The sequence below is a fragment of the Pantoea sp. SOD02 genome (assembly GCF_024707505.1).
GTDB lineage: Bacteria > Pseudomonadota > Gammaproteobacteria > Enterobacterales > Enterobacteriaceae > Pantoea > Pantoea symbiotica.
On the sequence record NZ_CP102604.1, the window covers coordinates 4099460 to 4117859 of the forward strand.

Annotated in this window: 20 protein-coding genes; 12 read left to right on the top strand and 8 right to left on the bottom strand. The window is 49.6% G+C overall.

All coding sequences use genetic code 11. The features are described 5' to 3' along the window. Nucleotides 1-12: 12 nt before the first annotated feature. The 3 genes from rpmG to radC all read right to left on the bottom strand — a co-directional run bounded on the left by rpmG (nt 13) and on the right by radC (nt 1328). Nucleotides 13-180: a 50S ribosomal protein L33 gene (rpmG, locus tag NR302_RS19075; RefSeq protein ID WP_001051798.1), complete on the bottom strand. Its 168-nt coding sequence runs from the start codon at nt 178-180 to the stop codon at nt 13-15. A gap of 11 nt (nt 181-191) precedes the next feature. Beyond that, nucleotides 192-428, bottom strand: coding sequence for a 50S ribosomal protein L28 (gene rpmB, locus NR302_RS19080; RefSeq protein WP_007885297.1), 237 nt, complete (start codon nt 426-428; stop codon nt 192-194). A 243-nt stretch (nt 429-671) separates the two neighbouring features. Further along, a complete protein-coding gene (radC, locus tag NR302_RS19085) occupies nt 672-1328 on the bottom strand; it encodes a DNA repair protein RadC (protein ID WP_091004304.1) in 657 nt (218 codons plus the stop codon). Between the two features lie 185 nt (nt 1329-1513). Between radC and coaBC the strand changes: the two genes are divergently transcribed. The 3 genes from coaBC (at nt 1514) to slmA (ending at nt 3883) form a co-directional block, all read left to right on the top strand. Beyond that, the gene (coaBC, locus tag NR302_RS19090) at nt 1514-2734 is read left to right on the top strand and encodes a bifunctional phosphopantothenoylcysteine decarboxylase/phosphopantothenate--cysteine ligase CoaBC (protein ID WP_258144182.1); all 1221 of its coding nucleotides are present in this window, start codon (nt 1514-1516) and stop codon (nt 2732-2734) included. After that, complete coding sequence (dut, locus tag NR302_RS19095; protein WP_258144183.1) at nt 2712-3170, top strand: dUTP diphosphatase; 459 nt, start codon at nt 2712-2714, stop codon at nt 3168-3170. Before coaBC ends, dut begins: the two co-directional genes overlap by 23 nt. A 116-nt stretch (nt 3171-3286) precedes the next feature. Continuing rightward, nucleotides 3287-3883: a nucleoid occlusion factor SlmA gene (slmA, locus tag NR302_RS19100; RefSeq protein WP_110868216.1), complete on the top strand. Its 597-nt coding sequence runs from the start codon at nt 3287-3289 to the stop codon at nt 3881-3883. Between the two features lie 72 nt (nt 3884-3955). On the opposite strand, the gene pyrE is transcribed toward slmA, so the two are convergent. Beyond that, nucleotides 3956-4597, bottom strand: coding sequence for an orotate phosphoribosyltransferase (pyrE, locus tag NR302_RS19105; RefSeq protein WP_008109749.1), 642 nt, complete (start codon nt 4595-4597; stop codon nt 3956-3958). Nucleotides 4598-4646: 49 nt separating this feature from the next. Next, nucleotides 4647-5363 (bottom strand): ribonuclease PH, encoded by a 717-nt coding sequence (gene rph / locus NR302_RS19110; RefSeq protein ID WP_061720334.1) that lies wholly within the window; start codon nt 5361-5363, stop codon nt 4647-4649. 144 nt (nt 5364-5507) lie between these two features. Between rph and NR302_RS19115 the strand changes: the two genes are divergently transcribed. Beyond that, a complete protein-coding gene (locus NR302_RS19115) occupies nt 5508-6692 on the top strand; it encodes a NupC/NupG family nucleoside CNT transporter (protein ID WP_154157454.1) in 1185 nt (394 codons plus the stop codon). Nucleotides 6693-6724: 32 nt separating this feature from the next. On the opposite strand, the gene NR302_RS19120 is transcribed toward NR302_RS19115, so the two are convergent. Further along, entirely contained in the window at nt 6725-7168 is a 444-nt protein-coding gene (locus NR302_RS19120) for a DUF3574 domain-containing protein (protein ID WP_179453168.1), read from the bottom strand. A gap of 156 nt (nt 7169-7324) precedes the next feature. Between NR302_RS19120 and NR302_RS19125 the strand changes: the two genes are divergently transcribed. From NR302_RS19125 to NR302_RS19155, 7 genes are all read left to right on the top strand, one after another. Continuing rightward, a complete protein-coding gene (locus NR302_RS19125) occupies nt 7325-8188 on the top strand; it encodes a YicC/YloC family endoribonuclease (RefSeq protein ID WP_258144184.1) in 864 nt (287 codons plus the stop codon). A 181-nt stretch (nt 8189-8369) separates the two neighbouring features. Beyond that, nucleotides 8370-9596, top strand: a complete 1227-nt coding sequence (locus tag NR302_RS19130) for a site-specific integrase (protein WP_258144185.1) — start codon at nt 8370-8372, stop codon at nt 9594-9596. A 45-nt stretch (nt 9597-9641) separates the two neighbouring features. Beyond that, nucleotides 9642-10358: a hypothetical protein gene (locus NR302_RS19135; protein ID WP_258144186.1), complete on the top strand. Its 717-nt coding sequence runs from the start codon at nt 9642-9644 to the stop codon at nt 10356-10358. 118 nt (nt 10359-10476) lie between these two features. After that, nucleotides 10477-10710, top strand: coding sequence for an AlpA family transcriptional regulator (locus NR302_RS19140; RefSeq protein WP_258144187.1), 234 nt, complete (start codon nt 10477-10479; stop codon nt 10708-10710). Further along, on the top strand, nt 10703-11071 hold the full coding sequence (locus NR302_RS19145) for a hypothetical protein (RefSeq protein WP_258144188.1): 369 nt from the start codon (nt 10703-10705) through the stop codon (nt 11069-11071). Before NR302_RS19140 ends, NR302_RS19145 begins: the two co-directional genes overlap by 8 nt. Next, a complete protein-coding gene (locus NR302_RS19150; protein WP_258144189.1) occupies nt 11068-12786 on the top strand; it encodes a phage/plasmid primase, P4 family in 1719 nt (572 codons plus the stop codon). The genes NR302_RS19145 and NR302_RS19150 overlap by 4 nt, the downstream gene beginning before the upstream one ends. 423 nt (nt 12787-13209) lie before the next feature. Continuing rightward, nucleotides 13210-13692: a type VI secretion system tube protein TssD gene (locus tag NR302_RS19155; protein WP_258144190.1), complete on the top strand. Its 483-nt coding sequence runs from the start codon at nt 13210-13212 to the stop codon at nt 13690-13692. A 395-nt stretch (nt 13693-14087) separates the two neighbouring features. Here NR302_RS19155 and NR302_RS19160 read toward each other — a convergent pair whose 3' ends face one another. Next, nucleotides 14088-14600: a DUF2778 domain-containing protein gene (locus NR302_RS19160; RefSeq protein ID WP_258144191.1), complete on the bottom strand. Its 513-nt coding sequence runs from the start codon at nt 14598-14600 to the stop codon at nt 14088-14090. 285 nt (nt 14601-14885) lie between these two features. Between NR302_RS19160 and NR302_RS19165 the strand changes: the two genes are divergently transcribed. Next, on the top strand, nt 14886-15332 hold the full coding sequence (locus NR302_RS19165; RefSeq protein WP_258144192.1) for a P27 family phage terminase small subunit: 447 nt from the start codon (nt 14886-14888) through the stop codon (nt 15330-15332). A 465-nt stretch (nt 15333-15797) separates the two neighbouring features. Here the strand turns inward: NR302_RS19165 and NR302_RS19170 are convergent, their stop codons facing one another. After that, entirely contained in the window at nt 15798-18398 is a 2601-nt protein-coding gene (locus tag NR302_RS19170; RefSeq protein WP_258144193.1) for a S8 family peptidase, read from the bottom strand. Between the last annotated feature and the right edge of the window lie 2 nt (nt 18399-18400).

The following is an 18400-nucleotide window of genomic DNA, read 5'->3' on the forward strand; positions in this document are numbered from 1 at the left end:
AGAACACTAAAATTACTTAATTTTAGCTTCTTTGTAGATCACGTGCTGACGTACAACCGGATCGAACTTTTTCAGTTCTAATTTCTCTGGTTTAGTACGCTTGTTCTTCGTGGTGGTATAGAAGTGACCTGTACCAGCAGAGGAAACCAGCTTGATCTTCTCACGAATACCTTTAGCCATGATTCAGTTCCTTAGTACTTCTCACCACGGGCGCGGATTTCGGTCAGAACCGTATCGATGCCCTTTTTATCAATAACACGCATACCTTTAGCAGATACACGCAGAGTAACGAAGCGCTTTTCGCTCTCAACCCAGAAACGGTGAGAGTGCAGGTTCGGCAGGAAACGGCGTTTCGTCGCGTTCATTGCGTGGGAACGGTTGTTACCCGTTACCGGACGCTTTCCAGTTACCTGGCAGACTCGTGACATTTCTATTCTCCAAAAATCAAATCAGCTCGAGCTTTAAAAACTAGGTTTTGGCCGCCTCGTCAGGCCTTAGCCCGCCCAGGCGAGTTCCATGTGAACCCGCTAAGCTGGCCCAAACGCCAAACCCGAGATTCTCAAAGGTGGCGTAGTATACGCCGCTCAGCCCGAGTGCTCAAGTCCCGAACAGATAAAGATCCCTCTGGATCGCGCAAAAATGCCTCATTTCTGTTCAGTTGAATCGATGAATTACAACCAACCGCGCTCGGCGAAAGAGGTAAACTCGCCGTGACCGATCACCAAATGATCAAGTAAACGGATATTGAGCAGCGCGCAGGCTTGTCCTACTTTTCCGGTAATCTCGCGATCGGCTCGGCTGGGTTCAGCGATGCCTGACGGGTGATTGTGCGCCAGAATCACCGCTGCCGCGTTGAGTTTCAGCGCTTCGCGCACGATTTCGCGCGGATGAACTTCCACGCTGGCAATCGAGCCGGAAAACATCTTCTGCGCCTGCAACACTCGGTGCTGGTTATCAAGGAACAGCGCCATAAACACTTCGCGCTCCTGATGCGCCAGCACGCTTTGCAGGTAATGGCGTGTCACCTGTGGATTCTCCATCACGTTCTCCCGCGCCAGTTGGCTGGCAAAAAACCGTCTTCCCAATTCGGCTATGGCATACAGCTGCGTCATTTTGGCGCTGCCCACACCTTTAATCTGCCCGAGCTCCTCTTTGCTGGCCGTCATAATGCGATAGAGCGAACCAAACTCGTTCAGCATCTGATGTGCCAACAGCAGCACGCTGGTGCCGCTGATGCCGGTGCGCAAAAAAATCGCCAGCAGCTCAGCATCACTCAGCACTTCTGCGCCCATTAACATCAGTTTTTCCCGTGGTGCCAGTTCCGTCATGACCTTCTCCTCCCTGCGTTGCGGCGATTCTGCGCGTCCACCACATTCAGCGCCAGCACGCATTGAACGATTTCAGAGCCGGCTCGCAAAGGCCGCAGGCAGTGAAAAGGCGCGTTGCGGATTTTGTGATAAAGTTGCCTGCATCTGCCGCCCCTGACGCGGCAATCTGCTTTGAGGCGAACAACATGACGGGATTAGCCGGAAAGAAAATTCTGCTGGGCGTGAGCGGCGGCATCGCTGCGTATAAAGCGCCGGAGCTGGTGCGTCGGCTGCGCGATCGCGGCGCTGATGTGCGCGTAATGATGACCGAAGCGGCCAAAGCTTTTATTACCCCGCTGAGCCTGCAGGCGGTTTCCGGTTATCCGGTATTTGATGATTTGCTCGACCCGGCGGCGGAAGCGGCGATGGGCCATATTGAATTGGCAAAATGGGCCGATTTGATTGTGCTGGCGCCGGCAACAGCCGATCTGATTGCTCGCGTGACTGCGGGTATGGCGAATGATTTGGTCACCACCGCGTGCCTGGCAACCGCAGCGCCCGTTGCCATCGTCCCGGCCATGAATCAGCAGATGTACCGCGCGGCGATCACGCAAGAGAACCTGCAACGTCTACATCAGCGCGGCGTGCTGATTTGGGGGCCAGACAGCGGTAGTCAGGCGTGCGGCGATATTGGTCCGGGCCGCATGCTCGATCCACTGGCGATTGTGGCGCACGCGCTGGAGTGGGCTGCGCCCGTCAACGATCTGCAACATCTCAACATTATGATCACCGCCGGTCCAACACGCGAAGCGCTGGACCCGGTGCGTTACATCAGCAATCACAGCTCGGGCAAGATGGGCTTTGCGATTGCGGCTGCGGCAGCAAAACGCGGTGCGAAGGTGACGCTGGTTGCCGGTCCGGTGGCGCTGCCAACGCCAACCGGCGTGCAACGCGTGGACGTCGACAGCGCGCTGGAGATGGAAGCGGCGGTGATGGCGCAAATCCAGCAACAACATATTTTCATTGCCAGCGCAGCCGTGGCAGACTACCGGGCGGCTAACATTGCCGCAGAGAAAATCAAAAAACAGGGTGGCGACGATAGCGTCACGCTGCAGTTGGTGAAGAACCCCGATATTGTCGCAGGCGTGGCAGCGCTGCAGAAAAATCGCCCTTACGTTGTGGGATTTGCTGCCGAAACCCAGAATGTGGAAGAATACGCGCGGCAAAAACGGGTGCGAAAAAACCTGGATCTGATTTGTGCCAACGATGTGGCGCAGGCGGGTCAGGGCTTCAATAGCGACACCAATGCTCTTCACCTTTTTTGGCAGGAAGGAGAAAAAGTCTTACCGCTCAGTGATAAGACGCTCCTTGGCCAACAATTAATAGACGAGATTGTCAGCCGTTATGATGAAAAAAATCGACGTTAAAATTCTTGATGCACGTGTGGGCAACGAATTCCCGCTGCCGACTTATGCAACCTCTGGTTCCGCAGGTCTCGATTTACGCGCCTGCCTGGATAATGCACTGGAAATCGCACCGGGCATGACCACGCTGGTTCCAACCGGTCTGGCGATTCACATTGGCGATCCAGGTCTGGCAGCCGTGATTCTGCCGCGCTCCGGCCTTGGCCATAAACATGGCATCGTGCTGGGCAACCTGGTCGGTTTGATCGACTCCGATTATCAGGGCCAATTGATGGTTTCCGTCTGGAACCGTGGCCAGGACAGCTTCACGCTGCAGCCAGGTGACCGTTTGGCACAGCTGGTCTTCGTGCCGGTCGTGCAGGCCGAATTTAACCTGGTGGAAGATTTTGACACCAGCGATCGCGGCGCAGGCGGCTTCGGTCACTCAGGCCGTCAGTAACACGCGACACTTTTCGCTAAGCCATCTTTTTATTTCTTGTCGCCACAGGCCGCTATGTCTGTGGCAGATGAGGCAGTATTGCCTGTTTTTGGTGAATTTCAGGGGTGTTGAAGGTCATGGCAGAAAAAAAAGTCGCGAAACGGAATCGTCGCGAAGAGATTTTGCAGGCGCTGGCGCAAATGCTGGAGTCGGGCGATGGCAGTCAGCGCATCACCACCGCGAAGCTGGCCGCTAATGTCGGCGTGTCGGAAGCGGCGCTTTATCGCCACTTTCCCAGCAAAACGCGCATGTTTGACAGCCTGATCGAGTTTATTGAAGACAGTCTGATTACCCGCATCAATCTGATCCTAAAAGATGAAAAAGAGACACTGACGCGACTGCGTTTAATCGTGCAGCTGATTCTGGGATTTGGTGAGCGTAATCCGGGGCTGACGCGTATTTTGACCGGCCACGCGCTGATGTTTGAACAGGATCGCCTGCAAGGGCGTATCAACCAGCTGTTCGAACGTATTGAAGTGCAGCTGCGTCAGGTGATGCGCGAGAAGAAAATGCGTGATGGTGAAGGTTTCCAGAACGACGAAACGCTGCTGGCGAGCCAGTTGCTGGCGTTTTGTGAAGGGCTGTTGTCGCGCTATGTGCGCTCGGAGTTTCGTTTTCGTCCGACCGTGGATTTCGATAGCCGCTGGCCGCTGATGGCTGCGCAGTTGGTTTAAAAGACCAGGTCGGCATAAATGCCGACCCTACGTCGTAGGGTTGCCATTCATGGCAACCTCATTACCGAATAATTAAATCCCGTACTCTTTGCGATACGCGCGCACTTTCGCCAGATGATCAGCCATCTCCGGCTTCTCTTCCAGGTAATCAATCAATTCAGCCAGCGTAATAATCGCGGTGACTTTGCATTTATAGTCGCGTTCCACTTCCTGAATCGCCGAAATATCGCTGCGGCCGCGTTCCTGACGATCCAGCGAAATCAGCACGCCCGCTAACGTCGCGTTATGCGCACTGATGATATCCATTGATTCACGAATCGCGGTGCCGGCGGTGATCACATCGTCCACCAGCATCACTTTGCCTTGCAGCGGGCTGCCGACCAGCAAACCGCCTTCGCCGTGATCTTTGGCTTCTTTGCGGTTAAAGCAGTAAGGCACGTCACGCTCATGATGATCGGCCAGCGCTACCGCAGTAGTGGTGGCAATCGGAATACCTTTATATGCTGGACCAAACAGCAGGTCGAAATCGACGCCGCCATCGACGAGCGCCTGCGCGTAGAAACGACCTAACAGTGCTAAATCGCGACCGGTGTTAAACAGACCGGCATTGAAGAAATAGGGGCTTTTACGTCCCGATTTCAGGGTGAACTCACCAAACTTCAGCACCCCTTTGTTCAGGGCGAATTCAATAAACTGACGCTGCCAGGCTTTCATTTCTCACTCCTCAAATAAAGAAAAGGCGACTCTGTGGTCGCCTGTTACATCAATTAGTTAGCGCCGCTTTCTGCGCCTGAATCAACTGCTCAATGCCGCCTCGCGCCAGCGCCAGCAGCTGCAGTAACTCGTCGTGGCTGAAGGGCTCACCTTCTGCGGTACCCTGCACTTCAATCATGCGACCGTCTTCGGTCATCACCACGTTCATATCAGTTTCTGCGGCGGAATCTTCCACATACTCCAGATCGCACAGCGCTTCACCGCCGACGATACCCACAGAAATCGCCGCCACCATGCCTTTCAGCGGGCTGGCTTTCAGCTTGCCAGCAGCAACCAGCGCGTTCAACGCATCGGCCAGCGCCACGCAGGCACCGGTAATCGATGCGGTACGCGTGCCGCCATCGGCCTGAATCACGTCGCAATCCAGCGTGATGGTGAATTCACCCAGCGCTTCCAAATCCACTGCCGCGCGCAGTGAACGGGCGATCAGACGCTGAATCTCCAGCGTACGGCCACCCTGTTTGCCTTTGGCCGCTTCACGCGCCATGCGGCTGTGGGTAGAACGCGGCAGCATGCCATATTCTGCGGTAATCCAGCCTTGACCTTTGCCTTTGAGGAAACGCGGCACGCTCTCTTCGACGGTTGCGGTGCACAGCACTTTGGTTTCGCCGAACTCAACGAGCACAGAGCCTTCTGCATGTTTGGTGTAGTGACGAGTGAGTGTGACGGGACGTGTTTCAGATGCACTACGGCCTGCTGGACGCATGGTTTCTCTCCGGCTTGCTTAGGTTTGGCTGCGCATTATACGGACTTCAGCTGCGGCTGTCCTGCCCACGATCGCCACAATCCTGGATGAAATTCTGTGGTGGCTGTGGCTAAATGCGCGTTTCACCCCAAAAAAAGATAAATGATGATCGCGATACTCCATTTCCTGCTGGCGCTGGTGGTGATCTTTGCCCTTGCGCTATTGGTCAGCCACGACCGCAAACGCATTCGTCCCCGCTTTATTATTCAGCTGCTGATTGTTGAAGCCGCGCTGGGCTGGTTCTTCCTGCATTCGGCGGGCGGCCAATCGGTGGTCTCTGCGGTGGGCGGCTTCTTCGAAACCTTATTAACCTACGCCGCGCAAGGGACCAACTTTGTCTTCGGTAATATGGCGGATCAGGGATTAGCCTTTATTTTCCTCGGCGTGCTCTGCCCGATTGTGTTTATTTCCGCACTGATCGGCATTTTGCAGCACTGGCGCATTCTGCCGCTGCTGATTCGCGCCGTTGGTACTCTGTTGTCGAAGGTGAATGGCATGGGCAAGCTGGAGTCGTTTAACGCTGTCAGCACCTTGATTCTCGGCCAATCGGAGAACTTCATCGCTTATAAAGGCATTCTCGCCGATATCTCCGCTCCGCGTATGTACACCATGGCGGCGACGGCGATGTCGACGGTTTCGCTATCGATTGTTGGCGCGTATATGTCGATGATTGATGCCAAATATGTGGTCGCGGCGCTGCTGCTCAATATGTTCAGCACCTTTATTATCCTCTCGATCATCAATCCAACCCGTCCGGAAAATGAAGAGCAGATTGCGCTGGATAAGATGCACGAAGATCAGAGCTTCTTTGAGATGCTGGGCGAATATATTCTCGCCGGTTTTAAAGTGGCGATGATCATCATGGCGATGCTGATTGGTTTTATCGCACTGATTGCAGCGATCAATGCGCTGTTTTCTGCGGTATTTGGCTACAGCTTCCAGCAGCTACTCGGCTACGTTTTCTATCCGTTTGCGTGGCTGGTTGGCATTCCGTCCGCTGATGCCTTGCAGGCGGCGAGTATTATGGCCACCAAACTGGTGGCGAATGAATTTGTCGCGATGATCGAGCTGAAGAAAGTGGCGGCTGAGATGACGCCGCGCGGATTGGGGATTCTGTCAGTGTTCCTGGTTTCGTTCGCTAACTTCGCCTCAATCGGCATCGTTGCCGGTGCGATTAAAGGCCTGAACGAGAAACAGGGCAATGTGGTTTCACGCTTTGGCTGGAAGCTGGTGTATGGCTCCACGCTGGTGAGCTTGCTCTCGGCCGCATTCGCCGGGCTGTTTATCTGATAACGCATGGCGGCTGCATGGCCGCCATTTTTTTAAAACGCCACGCACACCAATGAATCAACTCGCATCACCGATTCCTGCTCAAAGCGCTTTTTATACACGTCACGCAGCTTATTGATGCTCTCAGAACTCGCTAAATCCGGATTGTGAATCAGCATCAGCGCTTTGCTGTTTTCCCGCGCCAGCTTGCCGTTCTCGCCCAGCCACTGCCCTTTTGCGTCATATACCGATAAACCGTCTTTGAAACGCGGCGTCACATCGTTATCAACAAACTGCTGCCATTCGCTGCTGCTGACGATGCCACCTTTCGGTTTGTTCATGCCAAACCACAACGTGGTTTGCATCATCACGTCACCCGAACCGCATACCGCGACCGGCGCAGTGTTGGGCGGGATCTGTTGCGTTGCTGTCGACGGTGCCTGACAGCCGGCGAGCAGTAAGGTTAATAAAGCAGGAAGAGCCAGAGAGCGGAACATCACTTCATCCTTTTAAGCGAACCAGCGCTAAGCATAAGTGTCTGTCGGCAAAAGGGGTAATTTTTTGTTATTCAAGCTTAAGTGCGCTTATGCCTGTTAGCGTTGAGGCTGCCTCGCTATACTTCACCCAACATTTCTGAAAAAGAGAAGACGACTATGATTCGCAGTATGACCGCTTACGCCCGCCGCGAAGCCAAAGGCCACTGGGGCAGCGCCGCCTGGGAAATCCGTTCGGTTAACCAGCGCTATCTGGAAACCTATATCCGTCTGCCGGAGCAATTTCGTGGTCTGGAGCCGGTAATCCGCGAGCGCATCCGCAATCGCCTGACGCGCGGTAAAATCGAGTGCAACCTGCGTTATGACGCCGATGCCAGCGCGCAAGGCGAACTGCAGCTGAATGAATCGCTGGCCAAGCAGCTGGTGCAGGCCGCCAACTGGGTGAAGATGCAGAGTGATGAAGGTGCGATTAATCCGCTGGATATTCTGCGCTGGCCGGGCGTGATGTCCGCGCAAGAGCAGGATCTCGACGCTATCAATGCTGAACTGCTGGTCGCGCTGGATGGCGCATTGGATGACTTTATCGAAGCGCGTGAAAGCGAAGGTACAGCGCTGAAAGCTATGATTGAACATCGTCTGGAAGGCGTATCGCACGAAGTCAGCAAAGTGCGCGCGCAGATGCCAGAAGTGATCAAATGGCAGCGCGAGCGTCTGGTGACCAAGCTGGAAGAAGCCGAAGTGCAGCTGGAAAATAATCGCCTCGAGCAAGAGCTGGTAATGATGGCGCAGCGCACCGATGTTTCAGAAGAGTTGGATCGTCTGGATGCGCACGTTAAAGAGACCTACAACATCCTGAAAAAGAAAGAAGCCGTTGGCCGCCGCCTCGACTTTATGATGCAGGAGTTCAACCGCGAATCGAACACGCTGGCTTCGAAATCGATTAACGCCGAGATCACTACTTCAGCGATTGAGCTGAAGGTGTTGATTGAGCAGATGCGTGAGCAGATTCAGAATATCGAGTAAGAAATCACGAGAATGCATCAGCTAGCATAAACCCTAAAAGCCCGCACCATAGCGGGCTTTGTTGTCTCTATAGACTAGCATTAAGAAGCAACAAAGCGCACACTTAGCGCGTACCCAAGATTGTACCCACAAGCTTATGGGTACATCTCTTTGTGTACACCTTCTTAATCAGGTTCTAGTAATGCCAAAACTCACCGACATCCAGATTCGTGCCTGGATCAAAAACAGGGAATTTTTCGAAGGCCGTTCCGATGGGAATGGGCTTTACCTTCGTCACAGGGAAGTGGACCGGGCACCTAGCTGGCGTTTTCGCTACAAGCTAGCAGGTAAAGCACGCATCATGCTGATTGGCTCGTATGGTGAGGTATCTCTATCAAAAGCTCGCGAAATAGCCAAAGAGTTATCGGCTCGGGTTGCACTTGGCTATGACGTCGCGGGCGAAAAGCAGCAACGCAAAACTGATGCGCTAAAGAAAATAGAAGACGACAAAAACGCAATGCGCGTTTCTCAACTCGCTGCTGAGTATTACGAACGGCAGATCCTCCCGCGCTGGAAACACCCTGACATCTTGCGACGCCGTATCGAGAAAGATATCAATCCCTGCATTGGCAAAATGCGCGTCGAAGATGTGAAACCACGCCATATCGACGCGATGCTTAAAGGCATCGTAGACAGAGGCGCACCCACTATCGCTACTGATGTGCTGCGCTGGACGCGTCGGATTTTTGATTACGGCATCAAACGGCATGCACTGGAGATCAACCCTTGCTCGGCATTTGAGGTTTCTGATGCTGGTGGAAAAGAAGAAGCCCGTACGCGTTGGTTAAGCCGGGATGAACTGGTGCAGCTCTTTAAAGCCATGCATAAAGCCAAAGGTTTCAGCCGCCAGAATGAGCTGACGTTTAAGCTATTGCTCGCCCTGTGCGTAAGGAAGATGGAGCTTTGTGCGGCTCGCTGGGAAGAGTTCGATCTAGAGGAAAAGATTTGGCATTTACCAGCGGAACGAACCAAGAATGGCGATGCCATTGACATTCCATTGCCCGAACAAGCCGTGGAGTGGCTAAAAGAACTTCATACCCACTCACTCAACAGCAAATGGGTGTTACCTGCACGCAAAATGCAGCACCGCATGATCCCTCATATTCAGGAAAGTACGCTGCCCGTAGCCCTAGCGAAAGTCAGAGCTGAGATGCCCGGCGTCCCCAATTTCACCATTCATGATTTCAGACGCACTGCCCGCAGCCACCTTGCGGCATTAGGCGTCGATCCTGTGGTTGCTGAGCGTTGCCTGAATCACCGTATTAAGGGTGTTGAGGGCATTTATAACCGGCATCAGTACTTTGAGGAAAGGAAAGCAGCGTTAAAGCTTTGGGCTAACCAATTGGATGCATTAGAGCGGGAAAATTAATATTCCCCCGCAGTTAAACATCAAGTAATTATCAGAGGATTTCACATGGTTAAGAAACCAGCTTTACCGGAACGTCTCTTCTATAAACTTCCCTATCTTGCCAAGAAATTGAATTGTGAGATAGACGATCTTGTTCATTTTGCAGCCTCTTCAGAAATGAAGCTATCCGTCTTCATTGATAAGCTGGAGATGAAGCCCTCAATGGCATTATGCTCCTACAAGCCATTTGAATTACTAGATGAGATTAACGAAGGCTGGTCTATTTATGGCATAAATGCACGAAGTGATTCGTGTGGAAAAATAATATCAAACACTTATGATTTTGAGAGTATTCAGGGGTTCTTCTATATTATACCCAAAGATCTATTCGCACTTGAGTTCACCGCAGATAAAAAACATGTTGATGTCGCTTTTCTACTAACGCATCCAGATACTGAAGAAGGCTATTACATCACGCAAACATCCGGATTTTTGTCAGTTAATTTCGATAATATTTGCATAATGGCTAGTGAATTAAGAAAAATCGGTAATAAGCTTGAAATGCCCTTTTTAAAGTCGGTTCCAAAACCCGAATCGAAAAAAACCATTAACAAGCAAGCTGAAATTATCCATGCTTTAATGACAATTATCTTTCATGATATTGAATTAGATAGCTATTCTCCTGCAAAAATCAACGCGATGCTTCAAGCTTCAGCAGCTGAAAAAGGCAAAAAATTTCCTGAAATCACTGACAAAATTCTCGGTGAATACATGAAAATCTGAACATTTTATAAGGAATATTCCACCTGAGCCGTTGGAATATTCCATTATCAATGCCCTTTCCTCAGCAGAGTTCCCTCTTGTAGGACCCATTAACAACTGCTGAGGAGCAACGAAGTTTATGAACCATCAAGAACACTCAGATTCAGGTCTGCCCACTACCGGTTTCATCCGTCGTCATCGCCTGGCTCAATTGCTCGGCGTCCACGTCTCAACCATTGATCGTAAAGTAAAAAATGGCACCCTTCCTCGCCCGATCAAGCTCTCTGACAAAGTGACCGCTTTCGATGCCGCCGAGTTGCATCGCTGGCTTGAAGATCGCATCGCTATTTCAAACGGAGGCGATCATGATTAGTAGCTTAAAATTCAATAAGCTGCACAATCAGGTTGCAGCGTTAACAGAGCGTGTTGAGCAACTCGAAATTCATGTCGAAGCGTTGAATAACAATGAAAGCAACCAGATCCCATTAGGCATGAGCCTTCTCTCTACACTCGCGGCAGAATACGGTATCAGTACCAAAAAAGCCGAAGTGTTAGCTCGCAATACTGGTGTTCTTCTAGCTATGACTAAAAACGGTCGCTACATTGCCCAGGAAGAAAAATTTCATGAAGCGGCTAAACGAGTTCTGAGCCAAGCTAAGCGCAAATACGGATCAGCATACTGGCAGCATCCATTGATCGGTAAATTTCTGATGAGCGGAGGGCAAGCAAAATGAGCCAGCCATCCATCATTATCGAGGACATGTCTGATGCGTTGTTCTCATGCGTATATAGCTGGGTTAACGGTCACAACCTCAGCGATGATGACATCTGCGCCGCTGCGGTACGACACAGCAGCCCTTCATCGCGTTATGCGGCTCTTGTTGAATACCTTAAATCCACGTTATTGAAATCGCCCGGTCAGTACGAAGAACAGTGCAATGCAGGGCTGATCGTAACCGACCGCGACAAGCAGAAAAAAAACCGTGTTGCCGCAGTTGCCAGCCTGATTGGCAATGATGAAACGAAAGCGATCCTGTGTGACGCCGAACGTATAAACCAAGTGTTTGGTCACTCCACGCCCACGATTGCAGAATTAACCGCAAGCGCTTCACTCCCATCATTAGCTCAAATGGCACCTAACCAACGTGCCGACGCCTTGCTTGCCTTAAACCAAGGACTCCTCTGCATCCACCGTGAATCAGACACGGCTTTTAAATACAACGGTTCACACTGGCACCCCATCTTGGATGCTGAGCTGGAAAGCCAAATGGCAAAGCTGTTCCGAGAATCGGACTGCCCCTTTTCTAAAAAGTCGGTTACTGCCGTAGTCCAAACGTTGAAGATTGAACTAACAGCGCTAGGCGTTCCTAACAAAACTCTGCTCGGCTTTGCTAATGGCGTGTTCAACATTGAGACCGGAGTATTTCGCAAGCACCAACGGGATGATTGGCTGCTAAGCGTCAACGCTGTCAATTACTCACCAGCAGCTCAGGAGGAGACTTTGCAATCCCATGCTCAAGCCTTCTGGAAATGGCTGATGGAGTCGGTATCGCATGATGCTGTCAAAGCTAACCGGCTGCTAGCTGCGTTTTATATGGTGCTCACCAAGCGTTACGATTGGCAGCTCTTTCTTGAGATCACTGGCCCAGGCGGTAGCGGTAAAAGCATTTTCGCCAGCATTTGCCGCATGCTGGTGGGTGATGATAACTGTGTATCCGCAAGCATTGGTGCGCTTGAGAAGCCTCGCGAACGTGCCTTATTGGTTGGAAAATCACTGATACTGCTGCCTGATATGGCCCGCTACGTTGGCGAAGGGGCTGGCATTAAAGCGATTACAGGTGGTGATAGCGTAGATGTCGATCCTAAATACAAGGCTCCTTACTCAACCTCTATCCCAGCGGTTATTGTTGCCGTTAATAATAATGCCATGTCCTTCAATGATCGTAGCGGTGGTATCAGCCGCCGACGCGTGATTTTCAATTTTCCCAATGTTGTGCCTGAAGCCGAGCGCGATCCGTTACTGCTTTATAAAATCCAGAATGAACTTCCCGCTGTGACTCGCCATCTTCTTGGACTGTTCGAAACTCCACAGGAGGCCAAACATCTGTTACTGGAGCAACGGAAATCTAAAGAAGCTCTTGCTGTCAAACAAGATGGTGATTCGCTGGTGGGCTTTGCCAGTTATCTTGCAATTGCAACTGACGGTCGCGGCATGTTTATTGGTAAAGCCGATATGACACCTCAAAACCCCCGCCGCTATCTCTTTCATGCGTATCAGAAATATATGAGTTCATTGGGGCACGCTAAGCCACTTAACCTGACACGATTCGGAATCGATATTAAAGGGGTATTGAAAGAGTATGGCATCGACTATAGCAAGAAGCGGTTCTCTGATGGCTACCAAACCAACGTCATACTCACTAATGATGCTGAAGAGTGGTTGAATTGATTCACTGGTGTGTTTATTTTTTAATACAAAGTATTCATCACTGTTCATTTGGGAACATGTTTTTATATTCCAACTAGGTAGATGATGAATACTTTCCCTTATCCTTACATAAGTATGCATCACTGTTCACATTAGACATGAAGAGATCATGAACATCACCGCCAGCCGGATGAATGGGATTTATCATTATTTTTCATGCTGTAGAGACGGATTATGAATAGGTGAACACTTTTCCCGATCAATAACTCAACTCCTGGACTGATGCTGGTGGCAGCAACGCCTCTGCCTTTGGATCTGTCAAATTGTGTCCTCAAAACAACGCCAGGTTTGAAGCTCAAGCCTAATAGCCATACAATAACCAGGCGTTACTATGGGTGTGACTGATTGCACCTTAATGGATAAACAATCAAAGGACGAATGAACATGCCAATTCCAGCTTATCTATGGCTTAAAGATGATGGTGGTGCGCTGATTAGAGGCAGTGTTGATGTGCAGGACAGAGAAAGCAGCGTAGAGGTTATCGGTTTTTCCCATGCGATCACGCTCCCTGTAGATTCTCAAACAGGTAAAGCAACGGGCAAACGCACACATGCCCCAATATCCTTCGAGAAGGATTTCGATTCATCCAGCCCCTATCTTTTCAAGGCTGTGACCACCGGCCAGAAACTTCAATCAGCAGAATTTAAATGGTATCGCATCAATGATGCCGGGCAGGAACAAGAGTACTACAACATGCTGTTGGAAGGCGTCACTGTCATTTCGTTTAATCCGGGAATGCCTAATACCAAAATGTCAGGGATTAGTGGCGCGAATCACACAGAATCGGTTGCATTAATGTACGAGAAAATCACACACAAATATTGTGACGGAAACGTACAACACTCCGATTCATGGAATGAAAGATAATATTAAGGGGCTAACGCCCCTATTCACATTATAGGCGGTCTAGTAATTCAACGATCAAGTTTATTAATATCATTAAAATAATCACGATCACATTAAGTTTAATATAATAACGCAACCATTCTTTTGTTATTAGCTTAATACAACAGCATTTTCTTATGGCACACTCGACTGAAATTCGAATCAAAGAGAATGGTAATAACGACGCTAATATTAATACGTGCATTACAACCCATTCTTTGAAATTCATTATCGATTCGCCATCTGGGAAAACGTTTAATAACTCCGCCAGTGTGTATATAAACTCTGAATTTCTATAGCTTTCGCTCACGCTAAAATAATAGTCAATCCTAACCATGCAAATGAGCACGACAACAAAAACTATGAACCATAAAAGACTAAGGGCAGAACGTCCCATTACTGATAACCTCAATTTTTCCATAAGATTTAATTTTTGTTCCCGGTATATAAAATTGAGGCTGGTTTAAAATGGCCGTTTTAATTCTGTAAAAATCGGTTCGATGTACCAGCGTTATGCAACCTTCTGATACCTGACCTGGATGTAATCTAAAGTTTCCACGTGCTACACCCTCATAAAACGTGTCATCATCAATAATGCCATCGTCTCTATAGAGAGCGAACCATTCATAATGATCCACGATTGTGCCACGCTTTATTGATAGAGCGATGTCAGCCGCTGCTGCACGCAGCATATTGCCAGGTCTCCCCCAAGGGCGATCAACTATGTAGTAATTACCCGGCGGTGTTGGCCCTAAACTTTTGATGTGTGCGCACCCGCCTTTGTTGATGTAGTTTTGCTGGCCTGAGAAAGCCATAAACGTACCAACTCCGTAGATCGTCAAAGGCGCTATATCTGCACCATTCAAAATAAACTTCCCTTGTATAGCCATCCGTCGCCTGCCTCCATTTTAATAAACCATGTTTATTATATGGATAAGAGTAATATTTGAAAGCAGACATCGGCTTAAGAGCAGTTTAAAAATGCGGTCTGTGCTGGCGGGCACAAAAATGGATTTGATTATAGGGAGGGTGGGTTAAACGTTTTGGCCGCTATCTGTCACGTACTGCCCGCCCCATCGTATTTTTCCGCACGCTAAATAAGGATCAAATTTTCTGATAGCTTTCATCATTGATATGTGATCAATTATATGTTGAAACCTATCACAGGAGGGCTTATGACTATTCGCGCAAGTGGTGCGGGACGTAAGAAGAACGTTGTTCAACTCCCTAAAAAACGGTCTGTTAGCATTCCGCCTCCTCAAGAGCTGCTTAGTGATATCGCTAAAGAGATGTGGCGTAAACAAGCCAAAGTATTAACAGAACGCGGCTCATTCGAGCCAGCGCACTATCCTATGCTGGTTCTTTACTGCAACGCTTGGCATTACATGATAATGGCTGATCAGTGCGTCACAGCTAAGGCAGAAGCTCACCCAAATAGCAATGGATTGACCAGTGAAGGTGGTTCTGGCGGGGAGAAAACCAACCCAACGTTTACGGCTCGAAACGTCGCGTTTAATCAAATCATTCGGGCAGGCTCACTTCTAGGGCTTGATCCGCTGAGCTCAATGCGCTTTTCGGCGAGTTCTAAGGGTGATGCCTACGGTGAGTTTGATAAGTTTTAAAATGGGATGTGACGGGCTCCCCATCAAGCGACTTGATGTCGACTGCATTCATAAATGCTATGACAATCGCTTAAAATCCGTGTATCAAATAACGCGGAAATCTGCTCTAGCTTAACTCTCCGCTGGCTAATAAATTATATACAATTTTAAGTGTTCCAGATATTTAACTATCTTTAAGACAAAGCAAAAAGTCTGGATCAACAATCTAAATTTATTAGCCAGCATCAATTCATCTGATGGCGCATACAATGTAATAGCATTATAAACAGCTATCCATCTTAAAATATGTTATTGAATGGTAATTAAATATCATCGCAATCTCTTAAATTGTGAGAGGGGCAGATGAGGTCAAAAGGCTCATATGCGGAGTTGCGCGTAAAGAAATTACTCCTTCTTAACGCGCCGCCAACCGTTACTCTTAGAGCCATTCTGTATTACCAGCTTCATTCCGGCATGAAACAAGAATTAAGCGTTTTGCTGCGCCGCAATCTGCAATGCCGCACGAACCTCTTCATAGACGGGTAACGCAACGCCCGGCGTATCCAGTGTCGCAATCACAACATAAGGGACTTTGAGTTGCCTGATACCGGCACGTCCATAGCAGTTAATTCGGATTGCAAGCTGATCGCCTTTAGTAAACGCCGAGGCACGATTTCCTCTACGAACCTCGTGATAAACAGTCCCATTCTTTAGATGGGAGGGGTAGTTATCGAATTCATCCAGATCAATAGCGCCAAAAGCAGGGCTAGCCCAGAGCTGAGCTCCCCGATAATCTTTATGTCCATGATTTACAGGTGAAAACCAAGCTACCGTTACAATGAGGCGACGATTTATTGTCCGCGCGGCTAAGCTGGGGGGAAGTGGAAGGAAGAAATCTTGAGCCTTTTCACCCTCGATAACGTTGGTGTAAAGCAGCGTGGCTTGGTTGTCATCGCAGAAATGAATACGGCTTTCATTCACACGGCCAAAGCCTAAATACTGATTAAGGTCAGACTTGAATGTCCGGCTACCATTTACGTCAAGATGGCGGCTGATAAGTTGTCTTGACAACACATTGTGCTCAGCTCCATGGATCATCATGGCTTTAAGGATCAGCGCTTCAGGGGCTTTAGAGAGCGCATCCCCATAGCCTAATTCTTTCATTTCCTGGAGTGTCTCATGAAGAATGCCAAGCCTGCGAGTTGCCAGTGCCGCTGCATTACTAGTGCCGGATGTAAATCCATACTGATTAATGGCACCTCCAGCTCCAGGCATGGCGGACTGAAGCCCTGGCCCAAAGCGAGGAGTCTGAGAGATAACCAGCCTAACAGGATCTCGGGCTGTAATGGTTTTGTTAATATAGGTCTGCCTGCCGCCGGGCATATGAATTTCTGGCTTAACCGATTTACGTCTGCCGAGAGCAACGGTGTTAATGGGGGAAAACATCCCCTGCGTTCTAAAAATATCCACCTGATTAGCAGGAATGACACCTTTATAGCCGTCGTGATGTGTTGCTCCAACGGTTAAAGCATTAATTGACTCTGCCGGTGAGAGCAAACGTCGAAGCGGGCGTTGTATTGCAATTGCTTTTAGAGCATGTTCTTCCAGTTCATCAGGAGTAAGTGCTCCAAAATCGTCGCCTGCAACATTATCAAGAACCAGTTGCATCCCTGAATTGCCTGCACTTACTACAAACAGCACCTGAAACTCGACAGAAAGCCAATCAAGCATTCGCGCCCAAGGACTCATATGCGCATCAAACATTCTGCTGGGATCCCCCACGGATAGGTTAATCACCGAAACATTAGGCGCAGTTGGGGGTTGCCCGTTTTCCCCTATTTTCATTCTAACTACGGCCCGATGGATAAGATCAGCCGGAAGATAATGAGTCGGAATCTGCTCAATGACGCTGCCATTAAAACTTGCGCTACCTGGTGCCATAATTGGCCTGATGTGAATGCGGCGTCGGAGTGGAGGCTCTCCAGGGTCTGACAAATCACCATGCACAATCAATGAAGCCATTGAAGTCCCGTGGCTCTGGTGAGAAGGAGAAGTATAGAGTGACTCAAAGTCATCTGGGTCATCAATTTCGAGTCTGCCTCTGAGTGCCTGATGATTCTCAAGCGGCAGACCATCGAGCAAAGCAATCACCGGACTGGCATAGGGATCAGGTAAAGACTGATGGCCAATTGGCAACTCTTCATTAGCTACCGTATCCTCACTGTTCACTGGCATCGCGCACTGCCCAAGGGGTCTGAAATACATAACATCATCACACCGCATAAGTTCCAGAACTTCGGCTCCCTCGGCCAGCACCTGCTGAACACTGCTGACAGGCAGTTGACCAACTAGAGCGTGATAGCTGATCCCTTGGTGTAGACATCCGCCAGAAATATTCCCACCTGCCTGGGCAATAAGGCGTCTTATGCGCGTTTCCGCTCTCGCCTGCTCTACCGATGACGCCCGATACCAGAGTTCGATTTCAAAGGGTACTGGCGTGTCATATCCTGCCGCAGCATCTTCTACAAGAGTCTGCCAATTTTCAACTACCGACGTGGCATCCAGCCTATCCCGCGTATCCCAAAACCTTATATCTATCAGCCTGTTGAATACTTCTTTAAGGGCCCCATAGCCGCGTTCAACCGTACTGGTTCTTTGATATTCGCGCCACAAAGCCAAAAGTCGGCTCAACCCGGCTTGGTTACTCATAGTGAGGTAAGCATTTTTGGAGGTGGGAGAACGTTTATTGTTACTCAGCGTGTAGTAATCTTCGCTGTCAAAAGATTTTTCAAGAAGGGATGATGAGAGATATTCAAAACCTTTAACTCGTGCAAGTGCATTAGCAACACCTTGAATTTCACCTGCAACTTCAAGGACGAGCACTTTTTCTGGCAAGAAACCATCAGCAGTATCAGCAAGCTCAATGTATTCTGCAAATTTACGTTCGAGCCTCTCTACTTTGGGCAGTATACGATTGGCCTGTATATTCAAGGGAGGTGATTGTATTGATGATACAAAGGGCGGAAGCACATCCCTCTCTCTGACTGTTTTCGGGGCGGTAAATATCAGTAGAGGGTTCTTCGCCATTT

Coding starts and splice junctions, on each gene's coding strand:
- rpmB (WP_007885297.1), bottom strand. CDS start 428: ATGTCACGAGTCTGCCAGGTAACTGGAAAGCGTCCGGTAACGGGTAAC.
- NR302_RS19145 (WP_258144188.1), top strand. CDS start 10,703: ATGATTAGTAGCTTAAAATTCAATAAGCTGCACAATCAGGTTGCAGCG.
- dut (WP_258144183.1), top strand. CDS start 2,712: ATGATGAAAAAAATCGACGTTAAAATTCTTGATGCACGTGTGGGCAAC.
- NR302_RS19130 (WP_258144185.1), top strand. CDS start 8,370: ATGCCAAAACTCACCGACATCCAGATTCGTGCCTGGATCAAAAACAGG.
- NR302_RS19160 (WP_258144191.1), bottom strand. CDS start 14,600: ATGGCTATACAAGGGAAGTTTATTTTGAATGGTGCAGATATAGCGCCT.
- NR302_RS19150 (WP_258144189.1), top strand. CDS start 11,068: ATGAGCCAGCCATCCATCATTATCGAGGACATGTCTGATGCGTTGTTC.
- slmA (WP_110868216.1), top strand. CDS start 3,287: ATGGCAGAAAAAAAAGTCGCGAAACGGAATCGTCGCGAAGAGATTTTG.
- NR302_RS19115 (WP_154157454.1), top strand. CDS start 5,508: ATGATCGCGATACTCCATTTCCTGCTGGCGCTGGTGGTGATCTTTGCC.
- NR302_RS19165 (WP_258144192.1), top strand. CDS start 14,886: ATGACTATTCGCGCAAGTGGTGCGGGACGTAAGAAGAACGTTGTTCAA.
- rph (WP_061720334.1), bottom strand. CDS start 5,363: ATGCGTCCAGCAGGCCGTAGTGCATCTGAAACACGTCCCGTCACACTC.
- NR302_RS19120 (WP_179453168.1), bottom strand. CDS start 7,168: ATGTTCCGCTCTCTGGCTCTTCCTGCTTTATTAACCTTACTGCTCGCC.
- NR302_RS19140 (WP_258144187.1), top strand. CDS start 10,477: ATGAACCATCAAGAACACTCAGATTCAGGTCTGCCCACTACCGGTTTC.
- NR302_RS19170 (WP_258144193.1), bottom strand. CDS start 18,398: ATGGCGAAGAACCCTCTACTGATATTTACCGCCCCGAAAACAGTCAGA.
- NR302_RS19155 (WP_258144190.1), top strand. CDS start 13,210: ATGCCAATTCCAGCTTATCTATGGCTTAAAGATGATGGTGGTGCGCTG.
- NR302_RS19125 (WP_258144184.1), top strand. CDS start 7,325: ATGATTCGCAGTATGACCGCTTACGCCCGCCGCGAAGCCAAAGGCCAC.
- radC (WP_091004304.1), bottom strand. CDS start 1,328: ATGACGGAACTGGCACCACGGGAAAAACTGATGTTAATGGGCGCAGAA.
- pyrE (WP_008109749.1), bottom strand. CDS start 4,597: ATGAAAGCCTGGCAGCGTCAGTTTATTGAATTCGCCCTGAACAAAGGG.
- NR302_RS19135 (WP_258144186.1), top strand. CDS start 9,642: ATGGTTAAGAAACCAGCTTTACCGGAACGTCTCTTCTATAAACTTCCC.
- coaBC (WP_258144182.1), top strand. CDS start 1,514: ATGACGGGATTAGCCGGAAAGAAAATTCTGCTGGGCGTGAGCGGCGGC.
- rpmG (WP_001051798.1), bottom strand. CDS start 180: ATGGCTAAAGGTATTCGTGAGAAGATCAAGCTGGTTTCCTCTGCTGGT.